Origin of the sequence: Leptospira wolffii serovar Khorat str. Khorat-H2 (genome assembly GCF_000306115.2) — a bacterium.
Lineage (GTDB): Bacteria > Spirochaetota > Leptospiria > Leptospirales > Leptospiraceae > Leptospira_B > Leptospira_B wolffii.
On the sequence record NZ_AKWX02000020.1, the window covers coordinates 226628 to 249979 of the forward strand.

General features: G+C 45.3%; 23 protein-coding genes. 12 read left to right on the top strand and 11 right to left on the bottom strand.

Annotated elements, in window-relative coordinates; translation table 11 throughout:
* Position 1: 1 nt before the first annotated feature.
* The 3 genes from LEP1GSC061_RS14335 to LEP1GSC061_RS14345 are packed head-to-tail and all read left to right on the top strand — an operon-like array spanning position 2 to position 1424.
* Positions 2–826 (top strand): RNA polymerase sigma factor, encoded by an 825-nt coding sequence (locus LEP1GSC061_RS14335; protein ID WP_016546742.1) that lies wholly within the window; start codon positions 2–4, stop codon positions 824–826.
* Complete coding sequence (locus LEP1GSC061_RS14340) at positions 823–1119, top strand: hypothetical protein (RefSeq protein ID WP_016546236.1); 297 nt, start codon at positions 823–825, stop codon at positions 1117–1119. The genes LEP1GSC061_RS14335 and LEP1GSC061_RS14340 overlap by 4 nt, the downstream gene beginning before the upstream one ends.
* On the top strand, positions 1116–1424 hold the full coding sequence (locus LEP1GSC061_RS14345) for a hypothetical protein (protein ID WP_016546536.1): 309 nt from the start codon (positions 1116–1118) through the stop codon (positions 1422–1424). Before LEP1GSC061_RS14340 ends, LEP1GSC061_RS14345 begins: the two co-directional genes overlap by 4 nt.
* Here LEP1GSC061_RS14345 and LEP1GSC061_RS14350 read toward each other — a convergent pair.
* The 9 genes from LEP1GSC061_RS14350 to LEP1GSC061_RS14390 form a co-directional block, all read right to left on the bottom strand.
* On the bottom strand, positions 1408–2394 hold the full coding sequence (locus tag LEP1GSC061_RS14350; protein ID WP_016546035.1) for a M14 family zinc carboxypeptidase: 987 nt from the start codon (positions 2392–2394) through the stop codon (positions 1408–1410). The two genes, LEP1GSC061_RS14345 and LEP1GSC061_RS14350, sit on opposite strands and share 17 nt — an antisense overlap.
* 98 nt (positions 2395–2492) lie before the next feature.
* Positions 2493–2948 (bottom strand): hypothetical protein, encoded by a 456-nt coding sequence (locus tag LEP1GSC061_RS14355; RefSeq protein WP_016546598.1) that lies wholly within the window; start codon positions 2946–2948, stop codon positions 2493–2495.
* A gap of 1 nt (position 2949) precedes the next feature.
* Positions 2950–3681: a flagellar motor protein MotB gene (locus LEP1GSC061_RS14360; protein WP_016546666.1), complete on the bottom strand. Its 732-nt coding sequence runs from the start codon at positions 3679–3681 to the stop codon at positions 2950–2952.
* Positions 3678–4340 (bottom strand): FFLEELY motif protein, encoded by a 663-nt coding sequence (locus LEP1GSC061_RS14365; RefSeq protein ID WP_016546838.1) that lies wholly within the window; start codon positions 4338–4340, stop codon positions 3678–3680. The genes LEP1GSC061_RS14360 and LEP1GSC061_RS14365 overlap by 4 nt, the downstream gene beginning before the upstream one ends.
* 14 nt (positions 4341–4354) lie before the next feature.
* Positions 4355–5497, bottom strand: a complete 1143-nt coding sequence (locus tag LEP1GSC061_RS14370) for an LIC13341 family surface-exposed protein (protein ID WP_016546685.1) — start codon at positions 5495–5497, stop codon at positions 4355–4357.
* Positions 5498–5554: 57 nt separating this feature from the next.
* Positions 5555–6394: a DUF455 family protein gene (locus LEP1GSC061_RS14375; RefSeq protein WP_016546391.1), complete on the bottom strand. Its 840-nt coding sequence runs from the start codon at positions 6392–6394 to the stop codon at positions 5555–5557.
* 65 nt (positions 6395–6459) lie between these two features.
* Positions 6460–7047: an ATP-binding protein gene (locus LEP1GSC061_RS14380; protein ID WP_016546270.1), complete on the bottom strand. Its 588-nt coding sequence runs from the start codon at positions 7045–7047 to the stop codon at positions 6460–6462.
* A 75-nt stretch (positions 7048–7122) separates the two neighbouring features.
* Positions 7123–8682 (bottom strand): glutamate--tRNA ligase, encoded by a 1560-nt coding sequence (gene gltX, locus LEP1GSC061_RS14385; protein ID WP_016546183.1) that lies wholly within the window; start codon positions 8680–8682, stop codon positions 7123–7125.
* Positions 8669–9691, bottom strand: coding sequence for an LIC_13346 family putative lipoprotein (locus LEP1GSC061_RS14390; RefSeq protein WP_232218471.1), 1023 nt, complete (start codon positions 9689–9691; stop codon positions 8669–8671). Before LEP1GSC061_RS14390 ends, gltX begins: the two co-directional genes overlap by 14 nt.
* A gap of 164 nt (positions 9692–9855) precedes the next feature.
* On the opposite strand from LEP1GSC061_RS14390, the gene LEP1GSC061_RS14400 reads away from it, so the two are divergent.
* Genes LEP1GSC061_RS14400 through LEP1GSC061_RS14410 form a run of 3 tightly spaced genes read left to right on the top strand, consistent with a single transcriptional unit; the run spans position 9856 to position 14272 of the window.
* A complete protein-coding gene (locus LEP1GSC061_RS14400) occupies positions 9856–11241 on the top strand; it encodes a DNA gyrase subunit A (protein ID WP_040508899.1) in 1386 nt (461 codons plus the stop codon).
* Positions 11238–13382, top strand: coding sequence for a toprim domain-containing protein (locus LEP1GSC061_RS14405; RefSeq protein ID WP_016546870.1), 2145 nt, complete (start codon positions 11238–11240; stop codon positions 13380–13382). The genes LEP1GSC061_RS14400 and LEP1GSC061_RS14405 overlap by 4 nt, the downstream gene beginning before the upstream one ends.
* A 14-nt stretch (positions 13383–13396) precedes the next feature.
* The gene (locus LEP1GSC061_RS14410; protein WP_016546559.1) at positions 13397–14272 is read left to right on the top strand and encodes an SH3 domain-containing protein; all 876 of its coding nucleotides are present in this window, start codon (positions 13397–13399) and stop codon (positions 14270–14272) included.
* 330 nt (positions 14273–14602) lie between these two features.
* Here the strand turns inward: LEP1GSC061_RS14410 and LEP1GSC061_RS14415 are convergent, their stop codons facing one another.
* The gene (locus tag LEP1GSC061_RS14415) at positions 14603–15946 is read right to left on the bottom strand and encodes a flavin monoamine oxidase family protein (protein ID WP_016546773.1); all 1344 of its coding nucleotides are present in this window, start codon (positions 15944–15946) and stop codon (positions 14603–14605) included.
* Positions 15947–16523: 577 nt separating this feature from the next.
* Between LEP1GSC061_RS14415 and LEP1GSC061_RS14420 the strand changes: the two genes are divergently transcribed.
* The 6 genes from LEP1GSC061_RS14420 (at position 16524) to LEP1GSC061_RS14445 (ending at position 21702) form a co-directional block, all read left to right on the top strand.
* Positions 16524–17360 (top strand): LIC_13355 family lipoprotein, encoded by an 837-nt coding sequence (locus LEP1GSC061_RS14420; RefSeq protein ID WP_016546698.1) that lies wholly within the window; start codon positions 16524–16526, stop codon positions 17358–17360.
* Positions 17361–17377: 17 nt separating this feature from the next.
* Positions 17378–17977, top strand: coding sequence for a DUF6580 family putative transport protein (locus tag LEP1GSC061_RS14425; RefSeq protein ID WP_016546780.1), 600 nt, complete (start codon positions 17378–17380; stop codon positions 17975–17977).
* A gap of 45 nt (positions 17978–18022) precedes the next feature.
* Complete coding sequence (gene cobT, locus LEP1GSC061_RS14430) at positions 18023–19048, top strand: nicotinate-nucleotide--dimethylbenzimidazole phosphoribosyltransferase (RefSeq protein WP_040508902.1); 1026 nt, start codon at positions 18023–18025, stop codon at positions 19046–19048.
* 55 nt (positions 19049–19103) lie between these two features.
* Positions 19104–19916 carry an adenosylcobinamide-GDP ribazoletransferase gene (locus LEP1GSC061_RS14435; protein WP_016546125.1) on the top strand — a complete coding sequence of 271 codons (813 nt, stop codon included), beginning with the start codon at positions 19104–19106 and terminating at the stop codon, positions 19914–19916.
* Positions 19901–20542: a histidine phosphatase family protein gene (locus tag LEP1GSC061_RS14440; RefSeq protein WP_016546410.1), complete on the top strand. Its 642-nt coding sequence runs from the start codon at positions 19901–19903 to the stop codon at positions 20540–20542. The genes LEP1GSC061_RS14435 and LEP1GSC061_RS14440 overlap by 16 nt, the downstream gene beginning before the upstream one ends.
* Before the next feature lie 80 nt (positions 20543–20622).
* On the top strand, positions 20623–21702 hold the full coding sequence (locus LEP1GSC061_RS14445; protein ID WP_016546456.1) for a vWA domain-containing protein: 1080 nt from the start codon (positions 20623–20625) through the stop codon (positions 21700–21702).
* Positions 21703–21715: 13 nt separating this feature from the next.
* Here the strand turns inward: LEP1GSC061_RS14445 and LEP1GSC061_RS14450 are convergent, their stop codons facing one another.
* On the bottom strand, positions 21716–23350 hold the full coding sequence (locus LEP1GSC061_RS14450) for a mucoidy inhibitor MuiA family protein (protein WP_016546547.1): 1635 nt from the start codon (positions 23348–23350) through the stop codon (positions 21716–21718).
* Positions 23351–23352: the final 2 nt, after the last annotated feature.

The following is a 23352-nucleotide window of genomic DNA, read 5'->3' on the forward strand; positions in this document are numbered from 1 at the left end:
AATGAGCAAAACTCTTCTAGTCCAAGACGAATTCACGGAAGCGATTCGAATCGCTCTGGGGGGTCACCCCAGAGCGATGGAAGATCTTTTAAGAAAAATCCAAGACTATGTCTTCAATCTTTCCCTAAGGATGCTTTGGGATCCGATGGAAGCGGAAGACGCTACCCAGGAGATTCTACTTAAAGTCTCTAGAAATCTGGAAAATTTCCGGTTCGAAAGCAAGTTCACCACTTGGATCTATTCTATCTCTAGCAACCACCTTCTCTCAGTAAGAAAACCTAAAAATATGGTATCTCTCTCTAAACTCCGAGAAGAACTTCTAGTGACTTCCCGTTCCTCGGGTTTCGAGGAACAGATAGAAGACAAAATGTTGGAGGAGGAGATCCGATTCGGGTGCGTTCATGCGGTTCTTCTGAAGCTAGGCTCCAGCGATCGGTTAGTATTTATTCTATCCTCGATTTATGGAATGAACAGCGAAGAAGGCGCCAAGGTAATAGGAATCAGTTCGGATAGCTTCCGACAAAAGCTTTCCAGATCCAAAAAGAAACTCTCAGGATTTCTTTCCGTAAATTGCGGAATGTGGACGGGTAACAAAGCCTGTCCCTGCATAGGAATGTCCAAGCACCTGCTCCGGGAAAACAAGGAGAATGTCGGCTTCTTTTCCGCATTGAAGAAATTAAAGAAGAAGAATCCCTCGCTTACCGACCCTCAGGTCTCGGAGTACCTGAAAGAATTGGACCGACTGGGTTGGATTTACCAAAGTCAGGGAATTTATGAGTCCCCATCCGCCATCTTAGAGAATATATTCTCTAAGGAAGAAGAATGAGACGGAAAATTTTCCTAGCAACGATCCTGTCGGCGATCATCTCTATCGGTTGTGCCAACCATAAGTATCTGGTATCTAAAAGCGAAACTCCTCGTAAAAGCGAGACCTACCATCTACGAATTTTCACTCTTTGGTGGTTCGTTCCGATTTATAACGATTTGGATCGGAAGAACGTCTGCCCGAATAGTAAGATCCGTATGATCAATATGCATACGAACCTTTTAGGAGCGGTCGCCTGCGGAACCACAGCATTTCTTTTCTGTCCTCATACTGTTGGAGTGGAATGCGAATGAAAATCCTAAGAAATACTTGGATACTTGCGATCCTTTCACTCTTGTTCGTATGGAATTGTAGGACCTACGAAGTTCGCTTAAAAGACGGGATCGACGAGGCTAAAGTGGAGAAATTCCAGGTCCCTAGAAAGAATCGGTTCCCCTTCTTCCACGAGGAAGAAGATCTCACCGTACTTTGCGGAAAAGGAGAACTCGTCTTCGTAAAATTCACCAGGAATATTCCCAGAGAAATTTGGTGCGAGGGAATGGTTCCGGAATCGAAACCTTCTTCTCCTACTTTAGAAAATCCTAAACCCAATCCGTAGGCTTCGTCAAAGCCAACCTTACGAAGTCTCTTAAGAAACCCCTGTAACGAGTCAATATCTCCGTCTTATTGTGTTCGGCTGGACGGAAGATTCCTTTCTTTGAAAATATCTTGAGCGGTTCTTCCTTGATATCGGACCAGGTTCCTACTTCCAGAGTGATGGGTAAAAACCTGGAACTCCACTCTCTATTTTCGGAATGAAGGTCCCTATAGTGATCGTAGAATTTGTCCCAAAGATCCCCGTGAGTGGTATAGCTTTCGCTCTGAGGTCCGTAGGCGAAATTGATATGACCGCAATGTTCCTTCATATGTGTGGCGATTTTCTCGTATAGAGGAGTGTCCTCGCAAGGAGTATGGGTATAAGCATACGGCCACCACACATTATCCACCGTTCCAAATCCGGAATGTAGATCCAAGACGGGTAAAACCGCATCCTTGACCTGGAAGAACTTATCAAAAACCACTCTAGATAAGGTCCTTGATTCGGGTTCTAAACCATGGCCTCGGAAATAAGGAAGCTTATTGGAGAATTTCTGGCCTCCGAAAAAAGGAAGAGGTTTCTCCGCTTCGATTCCGGAGTTTCTCATGAGATCGATTCCACCGGGATTCGATCTGGTTTTCCCGGCAACTCCTCCCGGATTCACGATCGGAACCACGAAGAGCCCTAATTTTCCCTTTTTAAGTTCGGGGAGATAGCCGGTGGATTTAGGATGCACGATGTATTCTAGAAAATCCAAAAGGATTTGAATGCCTATCGTTTCCAATCCATGAACCCCCGCAGTAATGCCCACGGGATGATTCTTTAAACCTTCCTTAGTTCCGATCTCCAGCGTATAGATAGGAAACCGAAAACCTTCCTTGGTTCTTCTGGAAAAACCGGCCTGTTGTAGCTGGACCATTTTTCCGCCAAGCTTGGCGATACGCAGCAGTCTTTTCTCGTAACGATTGAGTCGTTTAATTCCCCTTAACAATGGCTCTCCTCCAAAATTTTAGGATCCCATCTTTTTTCCCGGAACTGCGCTTTCGGCGCCCGACCTTTATTTTTTTTGAATCGGTTTTGGATCTTAGATCACTTAGAGTTTTGCGCAGAATACATCCATTTACAATCCTCGGATAAATTCTGGATTCCTTTCTGGAACGCAGAACAGTCAGCGGAAACCGCAGTTTGCAAACAGGAAACCGCCCGGCCAAACGCAGCCTTAGGATCCGGAAACTCCAAGAAGTAAATCTTACTCTCCTTAAACTCCTCGATACAGACTTCCTTTTTTAAGGTCTTTTCGACTATGGCGGAAGTATCCGCATCGACTTCCTTCAAATCTTTTGAAGCGCATTCTTTCACTCGTTCGCAGTATTTTCCTACCCAAACGAGTCCGCTGGATTCCGGCTTCCCGTCTTGGTTTTGTGACCAGGCAAGATCCGCGGCCGGAGATTTTTTCTTTTTAGAAGAACAACCCGTGAACGATAAAATTAGGATACAGGCTGCAATCCAATAAATCAGGTTAGTTCCTATTCTTTCCGATCGCATTCTATTCCTCGCCTTTTTCCCTTTTACGTATGATGATTTCTATTCTTTCTTGGGACGCTTTGGCTTCCGGTGTCGGTCCTTGGTCCGGTCCGATTTTTTTAAACCCGTGAAACGCCTGAACCGAAAGCCTTTCCTTGGAAATTCCGTATTTGGTTGCGAGGGTCTCGGCGACCAAGGTCGCGCGGTGCGCGTTGTACTCCCAGGTATTTCTAAATCCGTGGTCCGCTGCTTGTTCCGCATAAGGAATCTGGACCCTTAAAGTGATGTCCACATCCATTCCTTGGGCGACTTCGGCGATTTTTTTAAATGTAAAGTCCGTATCTTCGTCCGGTTGAAATTCTCCCTCTCCTAAGGAAGGCGCAAATACTTGTATGCGAATCTCTTCCGTCTCGTTGATTCCGATAAGAAGCTTGGTCTTTTCCTTCATCTTTTTTAAAGCGTAGGAGACTCTTTCCCAAAATCGGAACAATTGGGTCTTGGGTTGGAGTAACGGATCGTCTTCCAAGGTGAGCGCAGATCCTTCGAAAAAGGATTCTCCCAAACCGAAACCGCCTCTAACCAAATCGGCCACTTGTTTCAGTTTGTTTTGGTCCACCTGAGAAATGGAATATAGAATAATGAAGAGCCCCAAGAGTAGGGTGATCATATCTGCATAAGTCAAAAGCCAACGGTCCCGATTCTCCTCGGCGCTTTCCGTCTTCTTGTATCTGGAAAAACGGGATCTAAAATTCACGATTCCTTCTCCGGAGGTTCGCTTCCTTTCGGAAATGCGGCTTGGATATATTCGGTTTCCCTTAACTCTACCTTTTCGATAAATGAGACGAAGATCTCGGGAGATACCGGCAATACGGCATTATACGCCTGCTCTACGGAATCGAATAGTACGGAAACCCCCAAAATGGAAGCCATAAATCTAGCGGGACGGATTAAATATGCGGATATAGGCCTATGCGCCAACTCGTAGAATGTCCTAAGATTATGGAGTACGATTTTTAACTGCTTTTCCCTATCTTCTTTATAACCGAAGGCGCGGTAAAGATCGTCGTATTCTTCCCTACCGAGTTTTTTACCGTCCCAATCTCTTTGTAGGAGCAGTTTAGCCATATCGGCGTCCAATCGATCGGTGAGATTATTCAACTCTATGAGAGTCTCCAAATTGGCCCGAGTAGTCTCTTTCATCATGCCTTTGACCCTTTGATAAGTGTCCATAGCGAGATGCATCCAGACTTCTTTTCCATCCAGGTTATAGATGGTCTCGAAGAAATACTCTACCATAGGAATCGTTTCCTCCAGGTGAAAATAATCCGCGTAAAATTTACGGAATCTTTCTACCTGGGAGCGAACGATTTCTCCCTTGGCCTGTTTGAATTTATGTTCTTCGAAGCCGCTCAAAATAAATAACCGAATTACTTGGTTTTTCCCCTCTTCACGAGAGAGAGAGGATAACTTCTGAAGTCCTGTTGGTCCATCTCCGTTTTTACGGAAGTGAAATCTGTGGGAACATTTACGGTTTCTCTAAAGCCTTTGGATGTGGAACGAACGAGAATATAAGGGACTCCATCCACTTCCGGAGTGTATTTGAATCTTACTCCGTATTTATGATTCCTTGCCCAACCTTCTTTAGTAACTTCCAATAATGGAACCTTGGCCGAAAAATACTTTCCGGAAGAAGAATAAACGGACGTTCCGGGAGAATAAGCTCTCAGTCCCTCTTTACCCGATTCGATCTCTACTTTCCCGCCCTGTGGAAAGGAAAGACTGATATAAGTAGTACCCGCATAGGACCCGCGGTTCTTAAACCAAATCACCACTTCTTCCTGCTTTCCCTTGGTCCAAGAATCCGGAGCGTCAACGCTCAAAAGTCCGGGTGCAGCTACGTTAGATACATCCGGTACCATTTCCCAGCCGTTAAAATTGAAATTCTGAGCGTAAGTCCTGTTGGAAGGAAAGATGGTAAGATTCTTCTCTTCTTTATTATAAGCGAAATCGGTTCGCTTGGATTTGGCGAGATAGGGATGATCCTTTAATGCGGCAAGTCCGTCGAAAATCTTTTCTCCCTTTCGAATCACGAAAGGAACCGAGAATAATCCTAAAGGAGGCTCCTCGCTGAGTACTTCCAAAAACAAGGAATTGAAATCCTCTCCCGGCAATTCTTCCATTAAAATTCTTTTAACTACGTACCCGGCTTCCTTGGACTTCTCGTCCTCTCCCGGTTTCCAGGCCGAAGCCTTAGGATCGTATGCGAACGGGCCGATATTCAGAAGACCGAAATTGATTTTATTCTTAAGAACCCACTCTCCGTTTTCCTTTTTGAAAACGGCGAGAATTTCCTCCGTCCCGTTTCGAACCAAAGCGAAGACTTCCAAAGCAGGGTCCTCGTCCAGATTTCCCAGTTTTTTCAAAATCACATCCGGGCTTTTTTCCTCGGCAGGAGAAATCGTTAAGGAAATAATTTTGGAATCGGAAGGAGTCTTGGAATCGCAAGCGACCAAAAGACCGAATGCAAGAAGGAAGAATACAACTCGTTGGAAGGAGGATAATGAGATCATGTCTTTTCGGAAACAGCTTCTCCCAAGCAAAACGCCTGTCCATCGATTTACTAGGAATTAAGATTCTCCGAAACCGAGTATCCCTTTTACGATTCGAGCGTTTGTAGTTCCTTCGTAATCATCCCGGTATTTTCCGAGAGAATCCGCAAATTCGGCGGAAAGACCCGCCCTCATTCTCAATTCCGGAAAATAAAAACTCCCTTTGGCTCTACGGGGAGTAAACGGATGGGAAAGTAAGGATAGATATTTATCCCATTGTTCCGAGGCAGGAACTCCTTCCGAAAAGATAACCTTTACCCCTCGTTTTACATGCCGGATCTCGTCCTCATGCACGATATCCATGATCGCCGCGCGTTTCTCGTCTCCGAATTTTTCGAAGGCCTTTCGATAAATAAGAGAAAAATCCAAATTGGCACCCTCGAAGCTGATCGCCATCACTGCGTAGAATTTTTGAAGGCTTTGCATATTCGGAGCCTGCTTCCAAAAAATATAATTTAAAGGACGGTCTCCCAAATCCATTCCCCAGTCCCGGATGGAATTCAGATACAATCTCAAATGCTTTTGTTCTTCTAAAAGAGTCTTGTAAATGCTCTTACGAACGGAACTAGGAGCGTCCTGAAATTTCAAAAGCGCCCAAGCGAATAACTCCACCGCCATAAGTTCATGGTTCGCAAAATGATGAAGGGATAGGACTCTATTCTCCTCGTTATTTAAATGCTCTACCCGAGGCATCTTACTCTTATGATCCGAAAATTGGAGCTTCGAATCTCGGACCGGTCGATCCGGCGCAATAATGTTTTTTTCCGGAATATCTTCCGGCATGGATTCGGGAGAATAGAGTTTATCCGCGATTTTTCCGGAACGGAGTAGGAAGTCTGCGTATTCGTTCAGAGTCATCGGGACTTACCTATTCCAATCTGGAATCGAGTTTATTTTTGGCAAGTCGATCCGGTCGAACCGAATCATACCGTGTGTTTTTTGGAATCGAATGCGAGTTCTATGATGGAACCGCGGATGCTGGAATCGGAAGGGTCGGAGGAAATCCTTCCTTCCTTGCAATGATACATTACTTTTACGGAATCCATCATCGCTTGCATGATCTGTAAGCCCTTTCCGGAATTACGGTGTAGAGTGGGTTTACCGCGAAGAGGCAAAATCTCGCATTTACCTTCCTGGTAGGTCTGAACCTTTTTCAGGAATTCCTGAAGGGAAGAAGGCTTTTTCTCCACAACTACGGATTCTAACTTTTCGGCCTTGAGTCCGGAACCGTAATCCACGATCCATAATGTGAATTTGGAGTCTTTTAGAATCCATCTACAGATGATGGTTTCGTCGGAGCTGGAGTTGAAATTTGCGGAAATCGAATTGGTAAGAGCTTCGTCGGCGGCTAATTCGATTTGCTGGATATCCTTGCTAGCAAAGGAATTCTCTTCCAGAGACTTTCGCAGCGCGGCCCGGAAGTCTCGGATGCTGGCCAAATCCGGAGGAAGGAACATAACGTACGAACCCGCATGTTGCCTTACCAAAAGTGAATCGGCGGTATCCCTCATTTCTATTAGAAGTTCCTAGTACTAGTAATACAGGTTTAAAGGGGGGTTTTGCAACAAAAAACCCCCGAAAAAACTTCAGGATAAGGAAATTCCTGTCTGGCCTGCCGTTTTCTCTACCCGTTTGAGTAGCTTTTCCTTACCTAAGAGGGGAAAGAGAATGGGTAACTCTAGACCGTGGGCTTTTCCTGTAGCGGAGACTCGGATAGGCATGAATAGATTCTTGCCCTTCTGACCCGAAACCTCTCCGGTTTGCGCCATTAAACCTTTATAATCTTCATCGGTTTTCGGATCCGATTTCCGTAGTAGCTCGTAAAAAGTTCGGACCACTGCGGGAGAAAATTCTTGGGATAGAATTTCCATGGCTTCCCCTTCTTCGACCTTCACATCGGAAACGAAGAATTCCGCAATGTAAGCAGGTGCCTGGCGAAGATTGTCCAGATAGACTCTCACGCTATCCACTATGGAACGAAGTTCCGGGCTCTTCGGATTCTTGAATTCCGTCGGAATGTCCGTTCTGCTTTCTAAAAAAGGAGCCAAACTTTCGGTTACGCTTTCGATCGGAAGCTCTCGAATATATTTATTCGACAACCAATTCAATTTGGATTTAGGATTCATCGCTTCGGAAATCTGATCGAGGCTGGAGAAATTGGTTGCGACCTCCTCTTCTCCTTTCGGTTTTTTGAAAACGTCGAAGGTGGAAGGGGACTTAGAGCAACGATGCACATCGAAGATTTTATCTAAAGTATCGCCGGGCAGATATTCCTGTCCGTCCGGAGAAGTCCATCCGAGTAAAGCCATATAATTGGAGAATGTCTCGGGCAGATAACCTAAATCACGGAATGCTAATATGGATGTGGCGCCTGCGCGTTTGGAAAGTTTCTTCCCGTCCATCCCCACGATCTCGGACGCGTGGGCGAATTCCGGAACTGGAAATCCTAGGGCCTCATAAATCAGAATTTGCCTAGGAGTATTGGACAAATGCCCCACTCCCCGGATCACATGGGAGATCTTCATCAAACCGTCGTCTACTACGACCGCGTAATTGTAGGAAGGGAAGCCGTCCGATTTAACGATGATAAAATCGCCGATCAGCTTGGTCTCGAATTTGACCTTTCCTTGGATGATATCATCGAAGATCAGAGTCTTGGAAGGCGTCTTGAAACGTACGGAATAAGGAATGCCCGCATCCAATTTTTCCTGTACTTCCTGAGGACTCATGTTCGCGTGCAAGCCGTCGTAGACATAGGGAACTCCCATCGCCTCGGCTTGCTTCTTCTTAGCTTCCAATTCTTCCTGAGTACAGAAACAACGATAAGCTTTTCCTTCGGAGATCAACTTTTCGGTATATTCTTTATAAATGGAAATCCTCTCGGATTGGACATAAGGTCCGTGAGGTCCGCCGACTCCGGGACCCTCGTCCCATTGTATCCCTAACCATTTCAAGGATTCGAGAATGGTTTTGAAGGATTCTTCGGTGGAACGAGTTTGGTCCGTATCTTCTATCCTAAGCAGGAATTTTCCGCCTTGGGCTTTAGCATATAGATAATTGAATAGAGCGGTTCTTGCGCCGCCCACATGAAGGAAACCGGTAGGAGAAGGTGCGAACCTGGTTCTAACTTCCTTATTTTCTGGCATTGTCTTCGTCTTTTAAGAGGATGATTGGATAGTCCTTTAAATCAGCTCGGGCAGTAAACGGATTATTGTTTGCCAGATCATAAAAAAGGGCGCCGCTTAATTCCGACTTTCCGGTTTGTTTTCGTTTCGAGAACGCATTGGCCACCAACTCTTCGGGCAAAAGACTCCAAGCCCAGCGAAGATCCCCTTCCTTTTTAAAAACCCAAACCGGAATGGAAGCCTCCTGTAAGGGAAGGAATCTAAAAATCTGATTTCTATAATCGTAATCCGCAAAAGGAAAACTCCTACCGGAAGGATGGTGAAAATCCGTAGAAAGACTGGTTCCTCGATTTCGTATATTCTCCCATTGCAATTTATATCCGGCACCCACGCTTCGAGTTTCTTTGGATACCCAAGCGATTCCATCCGACTGGAAATCGAATATCAGATTCCAATCCGCGATGGAAGCATTGCGAGAAAGCATTTGTTTCATTCCGGAAGAAAAAGAATCTCCCTCCCATTCCCAAAAAGAATGTACCGAAGGAAAAAAGAAAACCTTCTTGGAAAGAGGGGAATCCGTTTCTCCCAATTGGGTAGAACCCGTAAGAATGGCCGCCTTAAAACTCAGGCGAGGAAAATAAATCCCCTTAGGAAGAGAAGATAAGAATTCGTCCTTGGCTTCCCAAAGATCCACCTCTCCCTGCCAAATCTTTTCCTTATTAGGAAGAATATGAATGACCAGATAACGCAGATGCCCGGGGAGGCTACGAAAGGATTCGGAAGACTGAGCGCCCGGGCTCAGGTTCCAATAAACCCGAGTGTTGGGAAGATTTTCGAAGGGAGATTTGTCTTCCGTAAATCTTTGTACAAGCTCCGACAAAGAGGAACAGGATCCTATGGAGAAAGTAATGACCGCGATCCAGATAAGAAAGTACGGAAAATATTCGGAACGGAACTTTTGATTCAAGTTGATCCAGCCGGAAAAAAGGGGATTTCCGGAAAAACTTCCGGTTTTCAGCCGAATCTTCAAGGAAAAACCGGGAAATTTTCTTTCCTTATCTGTGTTTCCCGACGAGAAAGTAAGAATACCTGCAACGGAGTCGAATTCTTCCCTTAGGGGGCAAGTTCCAATCCGTAATATAGTAAAAGGTTGACAGTAAAAACGTCCTAAAATCCCTTGGCAATAAAAGTCCCATGAAAGATTCCAATAAATCAGGCAAAGATAACTTCCCAAAAGTACCTTTTGAGGACCAGGTCAACGACGACCAGAGGAAGTATTCCCGATACGTATGCGATTCAAGGGCGATTCCACACGAAATCGACGGCCTGAAACCGGTGCAAAGACGGATTCTTTGGGCTATGTGGAACTCGGATGCCCGCAATCGTTACACTAAAACCGTAAAAGTAGCGGGACTCGCCATGGGATACCACCCTCACGGCGATAGATCCATCCAAGACGCATTGTCTCAGATGGCCCAAGATTTCACCTTCGCAAATAATTATCCTTTAGTATCCGGCGAAGGAACGTTCGGAGACGTTTTGGATCCGAGCGCAATCGCTTCTCCCCGATACACAGAGGTAAAACTTTCGGACTTCGCCAAAGACTTGGGATTTTTCGAAAGCCTTCCCGATATCGATTATGTTAAGAACTACGACGAGACCGAAGACGAACCTATTCACTTCGTAGGAAAAGTTCCTGTAGTTCTGCTCAATAATATCCAAGGAATCGCGACCGGATTTCGTTGCTTCATTCCCGGTCATAAGCTTTCTCATGTCATCAATTCTCAGATCAACTATCTGAAGACTAAGAAGCCTCTTCCTCTTAAGCCTTGGTATAAAGACTTCAAGGGAGAAGTCAAATCCGCCAAGACCGAAGCCGGCAATATCACGATGACCACGACCTTTAATTGTACTTGGGAAGGGGATACTTTATATCTGACCGACGCTCCCATGAACTGGAACCGTGAAAAAGTCATCAATCTACTAGATGATATCTTAGAGAAGAAGGACACCTGGCTCAAAGATTATGTGGATTATTCCAGCCAGACATTCCGTATCGAATTGCAGTATAAGAAGGGAGAAAAACCGAACGCGAAACAGATCGCGGAAGTTTTATCCAAGGAAGACACGCAAACTCTAGCGAATAACGTGATCACTTACGACGGTCGCCTGAAGAATTTCGGCCCCGAGGAGATCATCAAAAGATTCTGCGATTTCCGTAAGACCCACCTGATCCGACGTTTCAAACGTCTGGCCGGTTTGGAAGAGGAAAAGATCGCAAGAAACTCCGAATTGATAAGATTCATTAAGGAAAAATGGAACGAGAAAGTCATCGGGATCAAATCCAAGAAGGACTTCGAGGACAGACTCCAAAAGGCGAAATTCAATTATTACGAATGGTTGGCTTCCATTCCGGTCTATAGAATGACGATCGAAGAAGTTCGTAAATGCGAAGAAGCGATCGTGGAAGCCAAATCCGCCCTTTCCAGATACCAAGGGCTGGTAAAAGAAGATAAGAAATTGACCGAATTCATGATCGGCGAATTAACCGAACTCAAGGACAAATGGGATAAGGAATGAGTACTGCCAAGACCAAAACCGAGAAGAAGCCGGCCGCAGCAGCGGAACGGAACTTCAAAAAACTCTCCAACGTAGAGCACGTTAGGATGAGAACGGGAATGTGGTTGGGCCAGAACTCCGCCTCCACATTCGAACAGCATTTCTTCCGCAAAAACAACGACGGCCTATACGAAATCGTCCACGAAGAACTTGAAGACGTTCCTGCAAAATTAAAATGCTTGGACGAGGCATGTATGAACGCGGTGGACGAATATCGCAAGAACCAAAAGGACAAGTCCATCCCGGAAAAGGATAAGATGTCCAAGCTGATCATACAGCTTTCTTCGGATCGTAAAACCGTAACTGTCGCGGATAACGGACGCGGAATCCCGGCTAAAAACGCGGAGGGAGTATATCTCCATCTGATGTATGGGGAGAACTTCGACGACCACGTAAAGCAGGACCACGTAGCCGGACAAAACGGGGTGGGCATATCTCTCGTAAGAATGGTTTCCTCTTATTTCAAAGTGAAGACCACCAACGGAGGAGCCACTTTCAAAAAGCTTTTCACTCTTCATGAGGATGCAAAAAAGCAAATCCGTTCTTATAAACTTTCCAAAGAGGATACCGAGCGGGTTTTCCTATACTTCGACGAACACGGAAAATTCGACGATTGTCCACTTCTCACCAAAGATCAAATCGAAAAGTTGCAACCTATTTGCAAAAAGACGAATATGATCGAGGCGATCGACAAGGCCGCGAAAGAAGATCACGGAACTTCCGTCGAGTTCGAACTCAATCCTAAATACTTCAATAGTCTGGACGTATCCTTCAATGTGGATTTGATGAAACAATATCTCCAGGATATCGCCATGACGAACCCCGGCTTGGAAGTTCAGTTCGTTCATAAAGGCAAGAAGGATAAGTACAAGTTCAAGAAGGGTCTGGACGAGATTTTCTCCCATTCCGAATTGACTTATTATAAAATGGATTACCAGGCTCCTAGCTCCGGTTCCCAGTTACACCTGGAAGCTTATCTAGTCATCGGCCAGAACAAGAATCTTACCTGGGTTAACTCCATCTTCGCTCCGCAAGGCGGTTCCGCTATCGAGTATCTGGAAAACAGACTCTGCGATGAAGTCCGAAAAAAAAGCCAGATCGTCTCTTTGGAAAAGAAACTAAAGACGAGCTGTACTCGTAACGACGTTCGAAATTGCTTCCACATGTATGTGAACGCGAGACTCTTGAATCCGCGATTCAAGTCCCAGGATAAATCCTATTTGATCAACGATCTAAACGAGGATATCCGTAACGCCGTAGACAAGCATTTGGATAAATTCATCAAAAAGACCGGACTCCTAGAAGAAGTAAAACTCCAAATGGAGAAACGTACCCAGCTCAAAGCTTTCGAAGACGCACAACGCGGACTCAAAAAAGCGAGCAAGATGAATATTCCCAAACTCATGCCTCCTACCGGAAAATCGGGAGATGCTGGTAGAGTTCTCTTCGTTGCGGAAGGGGATTCCGCCATCGCGGGTCTTCGTCCCGCCAGAAATCCCAAACTGCACGGTTTATTTCCTTTGAGAGGGAAGCCGATGAACTGTAAAGGGGTCTCTCTTGCAAAAGCGATCGCTAACGAAGAATTGAAGAATATCGTCGCTATCTTGGGACTTCCTCTGGACCAAAAAGTAAAATCTATAGAAGAATTGAATTACGAAAAAGTTAGTATCATCACGGATGCGGACTTTGACGGATATGCGATTCGCTCTCTTATGCTTTCCTTCTTTTACGAATACTGGCCCGAGTTATTCGAATTGGGACTTATCCATATTTCCAGTGCGCCTCTCTACGAGGTAGACGTAAGAATGGGAGATTCCAAAAAAACCGAAACTGTCTTCTGTATCGACGATAAGGATTACGACGCTCTCATCAAGAGAGTGGATAAATCCGGAGGCCAAGTGATTCGCAAGAAGCGGAACAAGGGTTTGGGGGAAACCGGTAAGGAAGCGATGAAATTCGCGGTCGAAGAATGTATGACCAAGATCACGATCGGAAATAAAAAAGAAGCCTCTAAAATCCAAAACCTATGGTTCCATAAGGATTTTGCGGAACAAAGAAGAGATGCGATTTCCGAATATGCGATGAGCGTAATCGAAGATTAATCCGACAATCACCTGTGTCCCTTAAAAACCCGAAAGCCGTTCCTGAAAAAGAGGCAGCTTTCGGGTTTTTTGCGTTTCATACCCGAACGATATCCTCGCTTCGGCAATTATTATTTTCTATTTTCTTAATATTCTATTCGGTAAATTGCCTCTCCGTTTTCGGCGAATCGGAAAAGAATCTGCAGACAGTATACGTAACCGGCGACGCCTTGAACGTAAGAATCCGTCCGGATCGACAGTCGGAGAAGTTGGGATTCTTACCATACGGCACGAAAATCCTAGTCGAAAAGGCCCAAACTTTCGAGGTCCAAAACCGCTCTAAGATCTATTGGTTCTACTTTCCGGAAATGCAAGGATACATTTTCGGAGACTATCTGTCCGATTCTCCTCCTCCAAAAAGCAAAAAGAAGGCTAGCCTATATCTTTACTCAGGAGATAATTGCGGTTATTATCAAAATGAAACGTTGACCCTCCAGGATGGAATCGCCAGACTCGAAATAGATTGGGAAGAAGAAGGAGGTTTTTGTTCCAAGGGATTACTCGAAGGAATCGTCTCCTTTCGAAACGGAAGGATGTCGATTTCCCAATGGAAAGGAAATCGCTTAAAGGACCATTGCTCTTCCGCTTCCGAAACGGATCCTAAACTTACCGAGGACGATCTCAAAAAAAGATTAATGTTTTACGCGGGAATCGAAGAAGATCTCGAATTATATTATGATCCTCTGTTGGATGGCTACGCAACGGAAAAGATCATCCAGATGTACAAATCCGGAAAATGGAAAATCGACAAAAAGAGCTGCTCCATTCGCCAAGACCACGAATGCAAATATTCCGACAAAAATACCACACAATCTTTAGGTTATTTTTGTTTTAGAAATTCTCGAACTTGATCGCGAGTATTTAATTTCCACTATGGAGCACAAGAAATGCAGCTTCTTGATCCTGCTCGAATTTGAATATCTGCTCCAACTCGCTTTTTAGAGTGAAACAATTTGGTTTGTAGTACAATTTCCAAGTTTCAACCAAATGACTTTCGGGGGAAATCCGAATAAAAAACTCCAGAATATCGTATACCGTAATTCACAAATCACGAATGCAAGGCTTTCCGGCCCTCCTGTTCGGATCAATCGATATGCGATCTTTATACTGCATTCATAAAATATTAAGAGTTTTCTTTCAAAAGTCGAGCAAAGGAATCCTCACCTTGCAGAACGAATTCCTTAAACTAGATTCACAGCTTTGATCGCGGAACTTAAGGCCGCTTCCACTGTGCCCGTGATTTCGCCGGTATGTTCTCCCGCAAAGAAGATTCGATCGAACGGTTTTCGCAAATTGATTTCCGAACCGAAACTCCCCGGGGGAAAAGTAGCGATTCCGTTGGGAACGTAATCCTTACTCGGTTCCGTGGAATACAGGCGCTGGATTTGGAGTTCCTTTTTCAATCCGAGCCTACCCAAAGTTAACCTTACATAATCGATCTTCTGATCCTGATTGGAGGATTCAAATACGGAGTAACGATCGCCGTTTGCGATCACACCGAGCACCTTATCCGAAACATCCGCCTTCGTGCTTGCATCGTAAATAAATTGCGCCGCAGCATCGGAATGCACGGCGAAAGGACTGGATTCCCAAGGAGCTTCCTTTACTACCAAAAATAATTTAAAGATCTGAGAATATCTGACTCTCAATGCGGCCAGTAATTTTTCCTTATCCAGATCGGGATTCCATTTTACTGCCGACAATTGGTTTGTAGGTAACGTGCAAATACAAGTCGCTCCCGAAAATTTTCTTCCGGAGGCTGTGGTTACCGTAACTCCGGCCGCATCTTGGTCTACGGACAGAACGGGATCGGAAAATACGAACTCGGTATTCTCGATATTCAAAACCAGATTTTTGGCTATGCTTTCCATTCCTCCTTCGACCCGTGCGTTCCTTTGGGGAAATTGATTCAGATCGCCCAAAACCTTCTGCGCCGATAATACCCGGATACTATCCCCGTAATGCAAGGAGAGTCTATAACCCAAAAGGGAAAGGTCTTCCGGAGAGACTCCTTGGTATATTAGATAATTATAAAAACTAATACGATCTAGTCCCTGTTGTTGAGCGGTATTCAGTTTCGAATTCTGACTCACCAGCTTGCTTAGGATTTCCTGGGACTTGGAAGAAATATCCCAGGTGCCCGCTTTTTTATATGTGCCGGAGAAAAGATCGGGTTGCAAAGGAGCCGATTGCAATTTCAATCCGAGTTCCCGAACAAGACTTTTTACTGTCTTGTCTTCGGAACTTATCCACTCAGCACCCAAATCCATCACATGTCCGGAAGGATCCGCAACGGATCGTATTCTTCCGCCCACTCGATCCGTGGCTTCGATGAGGACGACTTTACTTCCCGTCTTTCCCAATAGATAAGCGGAATATAAACCGGCGATTCCTCCGCCTAAAACGATGACTCGCTTACCCGAAGCGGCGGGCGTTTGTGAGAATAAGCGTCCGCTCTTTGCTCCCCAAACGGATGCCGCCGTTAAAATTCCCGCTTTTAAAAAAGTAGATCGGCTAATTTTCATCGGACCTCCCTCTATCTATACGATTATGATTGCTCTCTATTATAGTTTCGGTCTTTGAAAAATCTTTCCCACATTTTTTGCGATTATCTTTCTTGAGAAAGATTTTCCGTTAATTATGTACCGAAATGGAATCTTTTAATACTTCTTCTCGAGCTTTAAACTCCCTTAGAACTCGATTTTAAGCGGATACGAGCCCGATTTAAAATTCGGATTTTTCCCTTGCCAAGCACCCTGCCAAACAAAACCCTGGAAGCAAGCTTTCAGGGAGGAAGTCGGGTTTATTTAATCCCGCGCTGACCCGCAACTGTGATGTCCTTTCTTTCATAAGAACGGAACGAGCCAGATCTTCCCCGCGATATTAACACTCGAGGTTGGAGTATATCGCATTCTCGCCGTCGCATCCGCGTCGTTCGAAGGGGTCCCGAGAGCAAATTCGGACACTTGAACGGATCCAATATCGACTTTTACATCAAATACGGTTCACACCCGAAATATCTCCATATTTCGACTAACGTGTGAATTCGGCTTCGAGACTTAAAGAGAATCGGATCCGCTCCAGAAGGAGTTACCTGACCCTATGAATCAATTTAAGAGAATCTTTCTTTTTCTACTCGTTTCTTTTTCGTTCTTTCAGAATTGCGACGGAGGAGGGAGCGGAACCGATTTTAGCGGTTTACTTTTGCTCACCCAAAACGGTTCTTCTCAAGGCTTTTCTCCCTGCCCACCTAACTCAGTTCCGTCCGAGTATTTTTTGGCAAATACAGTCGTAGATGCACCCGGAAATGATCCAAGCATAGAGTTCAAGGATCCTACAAAGGCAATTAACGGAGTTTGCGGAGGAGGACAGTATTCAGGCGGATTCGACGTTTATACCATCGGAAACGCGAGCGGGAGCAACTATCTCATTCTCTCATGGGGCGGTTCCACTGTACTCAACCAATCCGGAATCGACTTCATCGTTTTCGAGAACGGATTCCGACAAGCGTCTTCCGTGAATTATTTCTTGGAGCCGATGGTCGTAGAAGTGAGTTACGACGGAACAAACTATTGCGGATTTTATCCTGAATATGTGGGTTCCAGTCCTGTTGTTAGTTTGGATCCGGACAATTGGCTGCACTTCGCAGGCCTACTCCCCGTTTTATGGAATATGGGTACGAATCCTCTCACTCCTGCGCAGATTTTCCCTACTCCTTTCGTTGCAAATGCCGGAGGAGACGCTTTCGATATAAACGATTTAAAGGAAGACGCGCGCTTCTCCAACGGTTGTAACAGTTCCGTTTTATTCGACATTCAAACGAACGGATTCAAATACATTAAATTAATCAATAATAGGACCGACTTTCCGACTCCTTCCGGAAGCTTCGACGGAGGACCGGATGTAGATGGAGTACTCGCCAGAACCGTCAGTCCGTAATCATTTAGGAGAATATTATGAAATTACAATCTTCACTCTTACAGAAATCCGCTAATTTTTTATCTTCCCGAAACTGGGAACCTTTACATTGGGTGGGAATCTTCTTTTCCGTAATTGCGAGAATTCTTCCCCATCCGGGAAATTTTTCTCCCGTAGGTGCCTTAAGCGTTTATTCAGGGGCCCGAATCAAAGGTTGGACCGCATACGCGGTTCCGGTTATTTTAATGCTCATATCGGATCGACTTCTGGGCTGGATCCACGGTTACGATTGGTTACACGATACTCTTCCGGTGATTTATCTTTCCTTTTTAATGAATGTATCTTTCGGGAGAATCTTCTTATCCGAATCCTCTTCCATTTACAGAACCGTAGGTGTCTCGATGTTAGCTGCGGTCCAATTCTTTTTAGTCACGAATTTCGCGGTTTGGGCGATCGGTTCCATGTATCCGAAATCCTGGGAAGGTTTGTTTGCCTGTTATTTGGCAGCACTTCCATTCTTCCAAGCCACGATTTTAGGAGACTTGGTCTACTCCGCGATTTTATTCGGAGTCCTAGACGGAATCGAAATCCGTGTGGGAAGAAATCTAGCCCGAAAAGCCTCTTGGGCAAAAAATTAAGAGAATCGAAAAGAATATTCAGTATCCGTGATAAGACCGACTAAAGTGCATCAATTGGATTTAGAGAAACTGCTCCGACATAAGATCGATACGAAAACGAAACCTCTCGGGGCTTTAGGTCGCTTGGAGGATTTGGCATATAGAATCGGGACCATACAAGGAAGTATAGAACCCGAATTGAAGAATCCTCATGTTCTGGTATTTGCAGGAGATCACGGACTGGCGGACTCCGGCGTATCCGCATTTCCGAAAGAAGTCACCTTTCAGATGGTCCTGAATTTCCTGAACGGAGGAGCGGCGATAAACGTTTTCTGCAAGCAGCATGATATAGAGCTTCTTGTGATCGATGCCGGAGTTGCGGGAAATTTCGAAAACCTTTCTCCTAATTTAATTCATGCGAAAATTGCTTCGGGTACTAGGAATATCCTGAATGAACCGGCAATGACCAAGGAGGAATGCGAGACCGCCCTTCAAAAAGGAGCCGAGATCGCCTCGCAAAGAGTATCAAAAGATTGTAATGTGATTGGTTTCGGAGAAATGGGAATCGGAAACACTTCATCCGCGGCCTTACTCGCGTCCGTCTTTCTGGACAAACCCGCCGAAGAACTGGCAGGAAGAGGAACAGGATTGGACGATAATGCCTTAGAACATAAGAAACAGATCTTAAACGCTTGTAGGCATAAACATTCCCCTAACCCGAAGGACCCCGTGGAAGTTCTCTCCGTTTTCGGCGGTTTCGAAATCGCAATGATCTGCGGAGCGATGCTTTCGTCTTATAAGGAAAATCGATTGATACTCGTAGACGGATTTATCGCGAGTTCCGCCTTCCTAACTGCGGCGAGAATGGAACCTAAGATAGTTCGAAACGCCGTATTCGCCCATAAATCTTCCGAACAAGGGCATCGATCGATTTTGGATTTCTTCGATGCGGAACCGATCTTGGACTTAGGTCTTAGATTGGGAGAAGGAACCGGTTGCGCCTTGGCCTATCCCATTCTGCAATCTGCGGTCGCTTTTTTAAAAGATATGGCAAGCTTCGAACAAGCGGGCGTTTCCGAGAAAAAGGAATAATACGGTTTTAAATTCTCGATCGGCGAAGCCGTTCCGAAATTAATGTTGTTCCTACATGTTTGCTAGAATCCGCAAAGAATTGGTTATCTTCCTATCCTCGGTCCGTTACAATACTAGAATCATCGTGCCTTCCTGGGTGGAGCATTCGGAAGAGGATCTCACATCCTCCACCCGGTATTTTCCCTTGATCGGATGGATTGTAGCGGGGATTTCTGGAGGAGTTCTTTGGGCCTCCAGTCTGAGTCTCCCTTGGCAACTTTCCGTCGCTCTTTCCATGTCCGCCTCCGTTCTCGCCACGGGAGCCTTTCACGAGGACGGTTTTACGGACGTATGTGACGGCTTCGGCGGGGGTTGGACCAAAGAAAGAATTCTGGAGATCATGAAGGACAGTCGCATAGGAGCTTTCGGAACCATCGGGATTCTGCTAGTTCTACTCATCAAGTTTACATCCTACACTGCATTAGAGAATCTAAATATAGAAATCATTTTAATCGCGATTCTCTCCTCCCATTCCTCCAGTAGATTCTGGGCGAACGTTATGGCCAAGAGCATACCCTATGCGAGAGAAGATGCGCTGTCCAAGGCCAAGCCGATCGTGAAGGACATGAAAATATCCGACGTTCTCCTATCTTCGATCTGGGGATTCTTACCTTGGTTCGCGTTCTTTTTGTTGGATTCCTTACCCTCCGATTTACTGTTGGGATTCCTACTTTTACCCTTTCTTCTCCAAGTATTCGGATTACTTTATCTGAGAGGCTTCTATAAGCGTTGGCTCGGAGGTTATACGGGAGATTGTTTGGGCGCGACCCAGCAAGTGACGGAGCTTTTATACCTGATCGGAATTTTAGCCGCATGGAAATCATTTTAATCAGACATACCACTCCCGAGGTAGAGCCCGGAACCTGTTACGGCAGGACGGACTTGGGCTTACCCACCAGCTTCGAAGCGGAAGCGCATAACGTCTTAAAACTATTGCCCTCTCATATTCATTCCATTCGAACTAGCCCCTTATTCCGTTGCTATAGTCTCGCGGAATATATCAGCAAAAGATTGGAAGCCGTAGGACCTTCTCCTATTTGGAAGGTGGACCATAGAATCCAAGAATTGGATTTCGGAGAATGGGAAGGAAGGCTCTGGGAGGATATACCTAGGAGCGAAACGGATCCTTGGATGTTGGATTATGTGAATCGAAAACCGCCCGGCGGAGAGACTTATTCCGAATTACAATCTCGTATCTCAGAATCCTGGGAGGAATCTCTGACTGCTGCCAAAGTCTGGGAAAAGTTAAAGCGAGAAGAAGGAGAAACTTCAGAATATAAGGAACTCTGGGTAAGCCATGGAGGGCCGATTCGATGTTTGGCTTCCTTGACACTCGGATTGCCTTTGGAGAATTCCTTTCGATTGGTTTTGGATTACGGTTCCGTATCCGTTTTTCGAATTCGCTTCGGAGAAGAGGACTCCTACCCTCAATTGATTCAATGGAATCGTAAATAGGAGGATTTCTTAGATTTCGTTCGGTCGCTCTAATGTAATCTTCGTATCGACCGATACTGTACATATTACGGTCGGATAGAATGTTATTCTTCTTACAAATTGGAAAGATCGGAATCGTCCGGGTTCTTTCGGGTCGCTTCTCGATTCTTCTCTTACTTCTATTCGCTTTTCCTCTACTATCCGCGCCGGAATTATACCCTCCCGAAAACCGAGAAAGTTCCAAGTTATTCGTCTTGGATGCAAGCGGCTCCATGAATGAATATTTGGGTATTTATCAAAAGATCCATCTCGCAAAAAAATACGTAAGACATTATGTGGATAAACTCGAGGATGAAACGGAAGTAGGCTTTATCGCTTACGGAAATCGTCTTCCGGGATGTCAATCCTCGCGACTTTATCAGCCTTTGGAAAAAGGGAACCGACCACAATTCAGAAATAAACTCTTCGGACTCACTCCTTCCGGAGCCACTCCCTTAGCGGAGTCCATCCGAATCGCGGGAGATTATATCATCCGTAGAAAATCTCCGACGGAACTCATACTGGTCACCGACGGAATCGAAAGTTGTTATGGAGATCCCGAAAAAGAATTACGCATTCTTCAGCAGAAGGGAGTCGATTTCAAAATGCATGTCCTAGGTTTAGGACTGAAGCCCGAAGAGAAACGGATCATGGAGTCTCTCGCAAAGACCGGGAAAGGCACGTATTATAATGTGGAGGGAGACGGAGACTTCTATAATGCCATGGAGGATTTATTGAAAAAGGAGACTCCTCCTAAAATCGCTCATCCGGAAATCGAAACTCCCGCTTTGGATAGAAAGATTCGCATTACGAATATGGAAAAATCCTCGGAAGGCTCGGAAACGGATTCCTATCGAGTGGATTTCGAATTCGAAAACCCCGGCTCCACGGAACAATGTGTGATTCTAAATCTAAAACGATCCGGAAATTCCAAACCGCAGGAATGGAATCCGTTGAGAGCTTCCCGTCCGGAGCTAACTCTGCGTACCGATCAAAGCTGCTTCTCCTCTTCCAACGGAAAGGGTTCCTTTCTCATCGAGGTCCCTAAAAACCTACCACTCCAATTGGAATTGGAACTCTGGGACATGAGTAAGATCCCGCAATCCGTTGGCAATAGCGGAGAGAGAAGAATACGGAACTGAATCCGAACCGATCTTAATTTAAATTCAGATTCTGATCGCTAGGATACGTTACTCTATATTCTAATTTTATATCCTTTTTTCCGGAAGGAGGAATTTCCAAATTCCATTCGAGAATTCCCGAATTCGGTCTGAATTCCTTAGAACCTTCCGTAGTGGTCTCCCGATTGATTTCCACCTTTACGCTTGCGACTTCCGATATGGGAACCTGGTCCCGAACGATAACCGTGCGACTCTCTTTGCCGAAATTCTCCAAACTTAGATAGACTCTTCTCTCCAAAACTTTTTGCGTGGAGATGATGCCTTCCTTGGTCTGATTGGATTCTTTTCTATAAGAAAGTCTTAAACTACCCTCCGTCCCTAAAGAAGCGGAGAAATTTTCCTTCGGACTAACATAGGGTAATTTTGTCCTACCAACTAAACCCGAACTGCGAAAAAGGGAAACTTCTCCGGGAAGAATCGGGAAATCGCTGGAATTTTGCAACTCCGCTTCGAGTAAGGGAAATGGTTTATAACGGGGAGCGGCTACCGTCTTAACCTTAATCGATGCGGTAAAGGCCAACATTTCGAACTTCCGTGATTCCTTTTGGGAAGCAAGACTGATTGCCTTAGGTAAACGGAATAAGAATCCGCTCCCTCTTTCGCTAGAAGGAGAAGGTTCTTCCGGCAAGGAAGTCTCCGATTCTTCTCTATCAATTGCGCCGCCGACTGCTTGGGTTTGATTGGTTAGTATCTCCTGCTTGGCTTTCACTTCCTGATCGAACAATCTCTGAGGTCTCAACCGATTACGACGAAGGGACAAATCCGGACGAGTAGTGGATAATAAAAGTTGTACGCCCTTCCAATCTTCTCCCGTTTCTTGTCGGATCTCCGCGATATATTCCAACCTAGCCTTGGTTAAGGAATCTTCCGCAGTCAGTATGTAAGTAGGCCTCCAATCAGCATTAGCGACCAGGTAGCTCAATCTAAGATCCACGGTCTTGGCTTCCGCACTAGTATTTACGATCTGTACCCAAGTGACCCTAGCGCTTTTTTCTGCTTGGGAGAGTAGAATGGAAAGTTGGGCCCTAGATTCCTCCAACTCCGTCTGCAATTTACGTTTCGCCTTTTCGATACGTTCCCAAGCGGAAAAAATGGCGACGGCTTCCTCTCTGGTTTTTCTCAAATAGGTCCCCCAGTTCTTGGCGTCCCCTTCCACTTTTCCGTACAAAAGATTGCGACTTACGGTATCCGCGGTCTTTTTCCTGAGTTCCGATAAGAGTTCCTTCTCCGATTTCAAATCGTTCTCTTTTGCGAGAATGGATTCCAAATCCTTTTCCAAACCTTGGACCTTTTTTTGGAGTTGAGCGACTTCCGGGTTGGAAGCGGCGGTACCTTCTTCTTTCCATGTTCTAGAACCGGTGACTTCCACCTGGGGAGAAGTCACTCCGGCGGTAAGGGTCTCTTCCAACAAGGATACGGGTAGATAAGATATCTCGATCTTATTTGCCCCCGGTTCCAATTGCACCTTGCCTACTCTCAAAATCTGCGCCGTTCCCTGATGGACTGTCACTTCTTTGATCGGCAAAGCGAATTCTTTGGAAAACAAAGGCCCGAAGGAAATAAAGAATAATGTCATTATAATATATCTGGATCTCATACTTGCTTTCATGC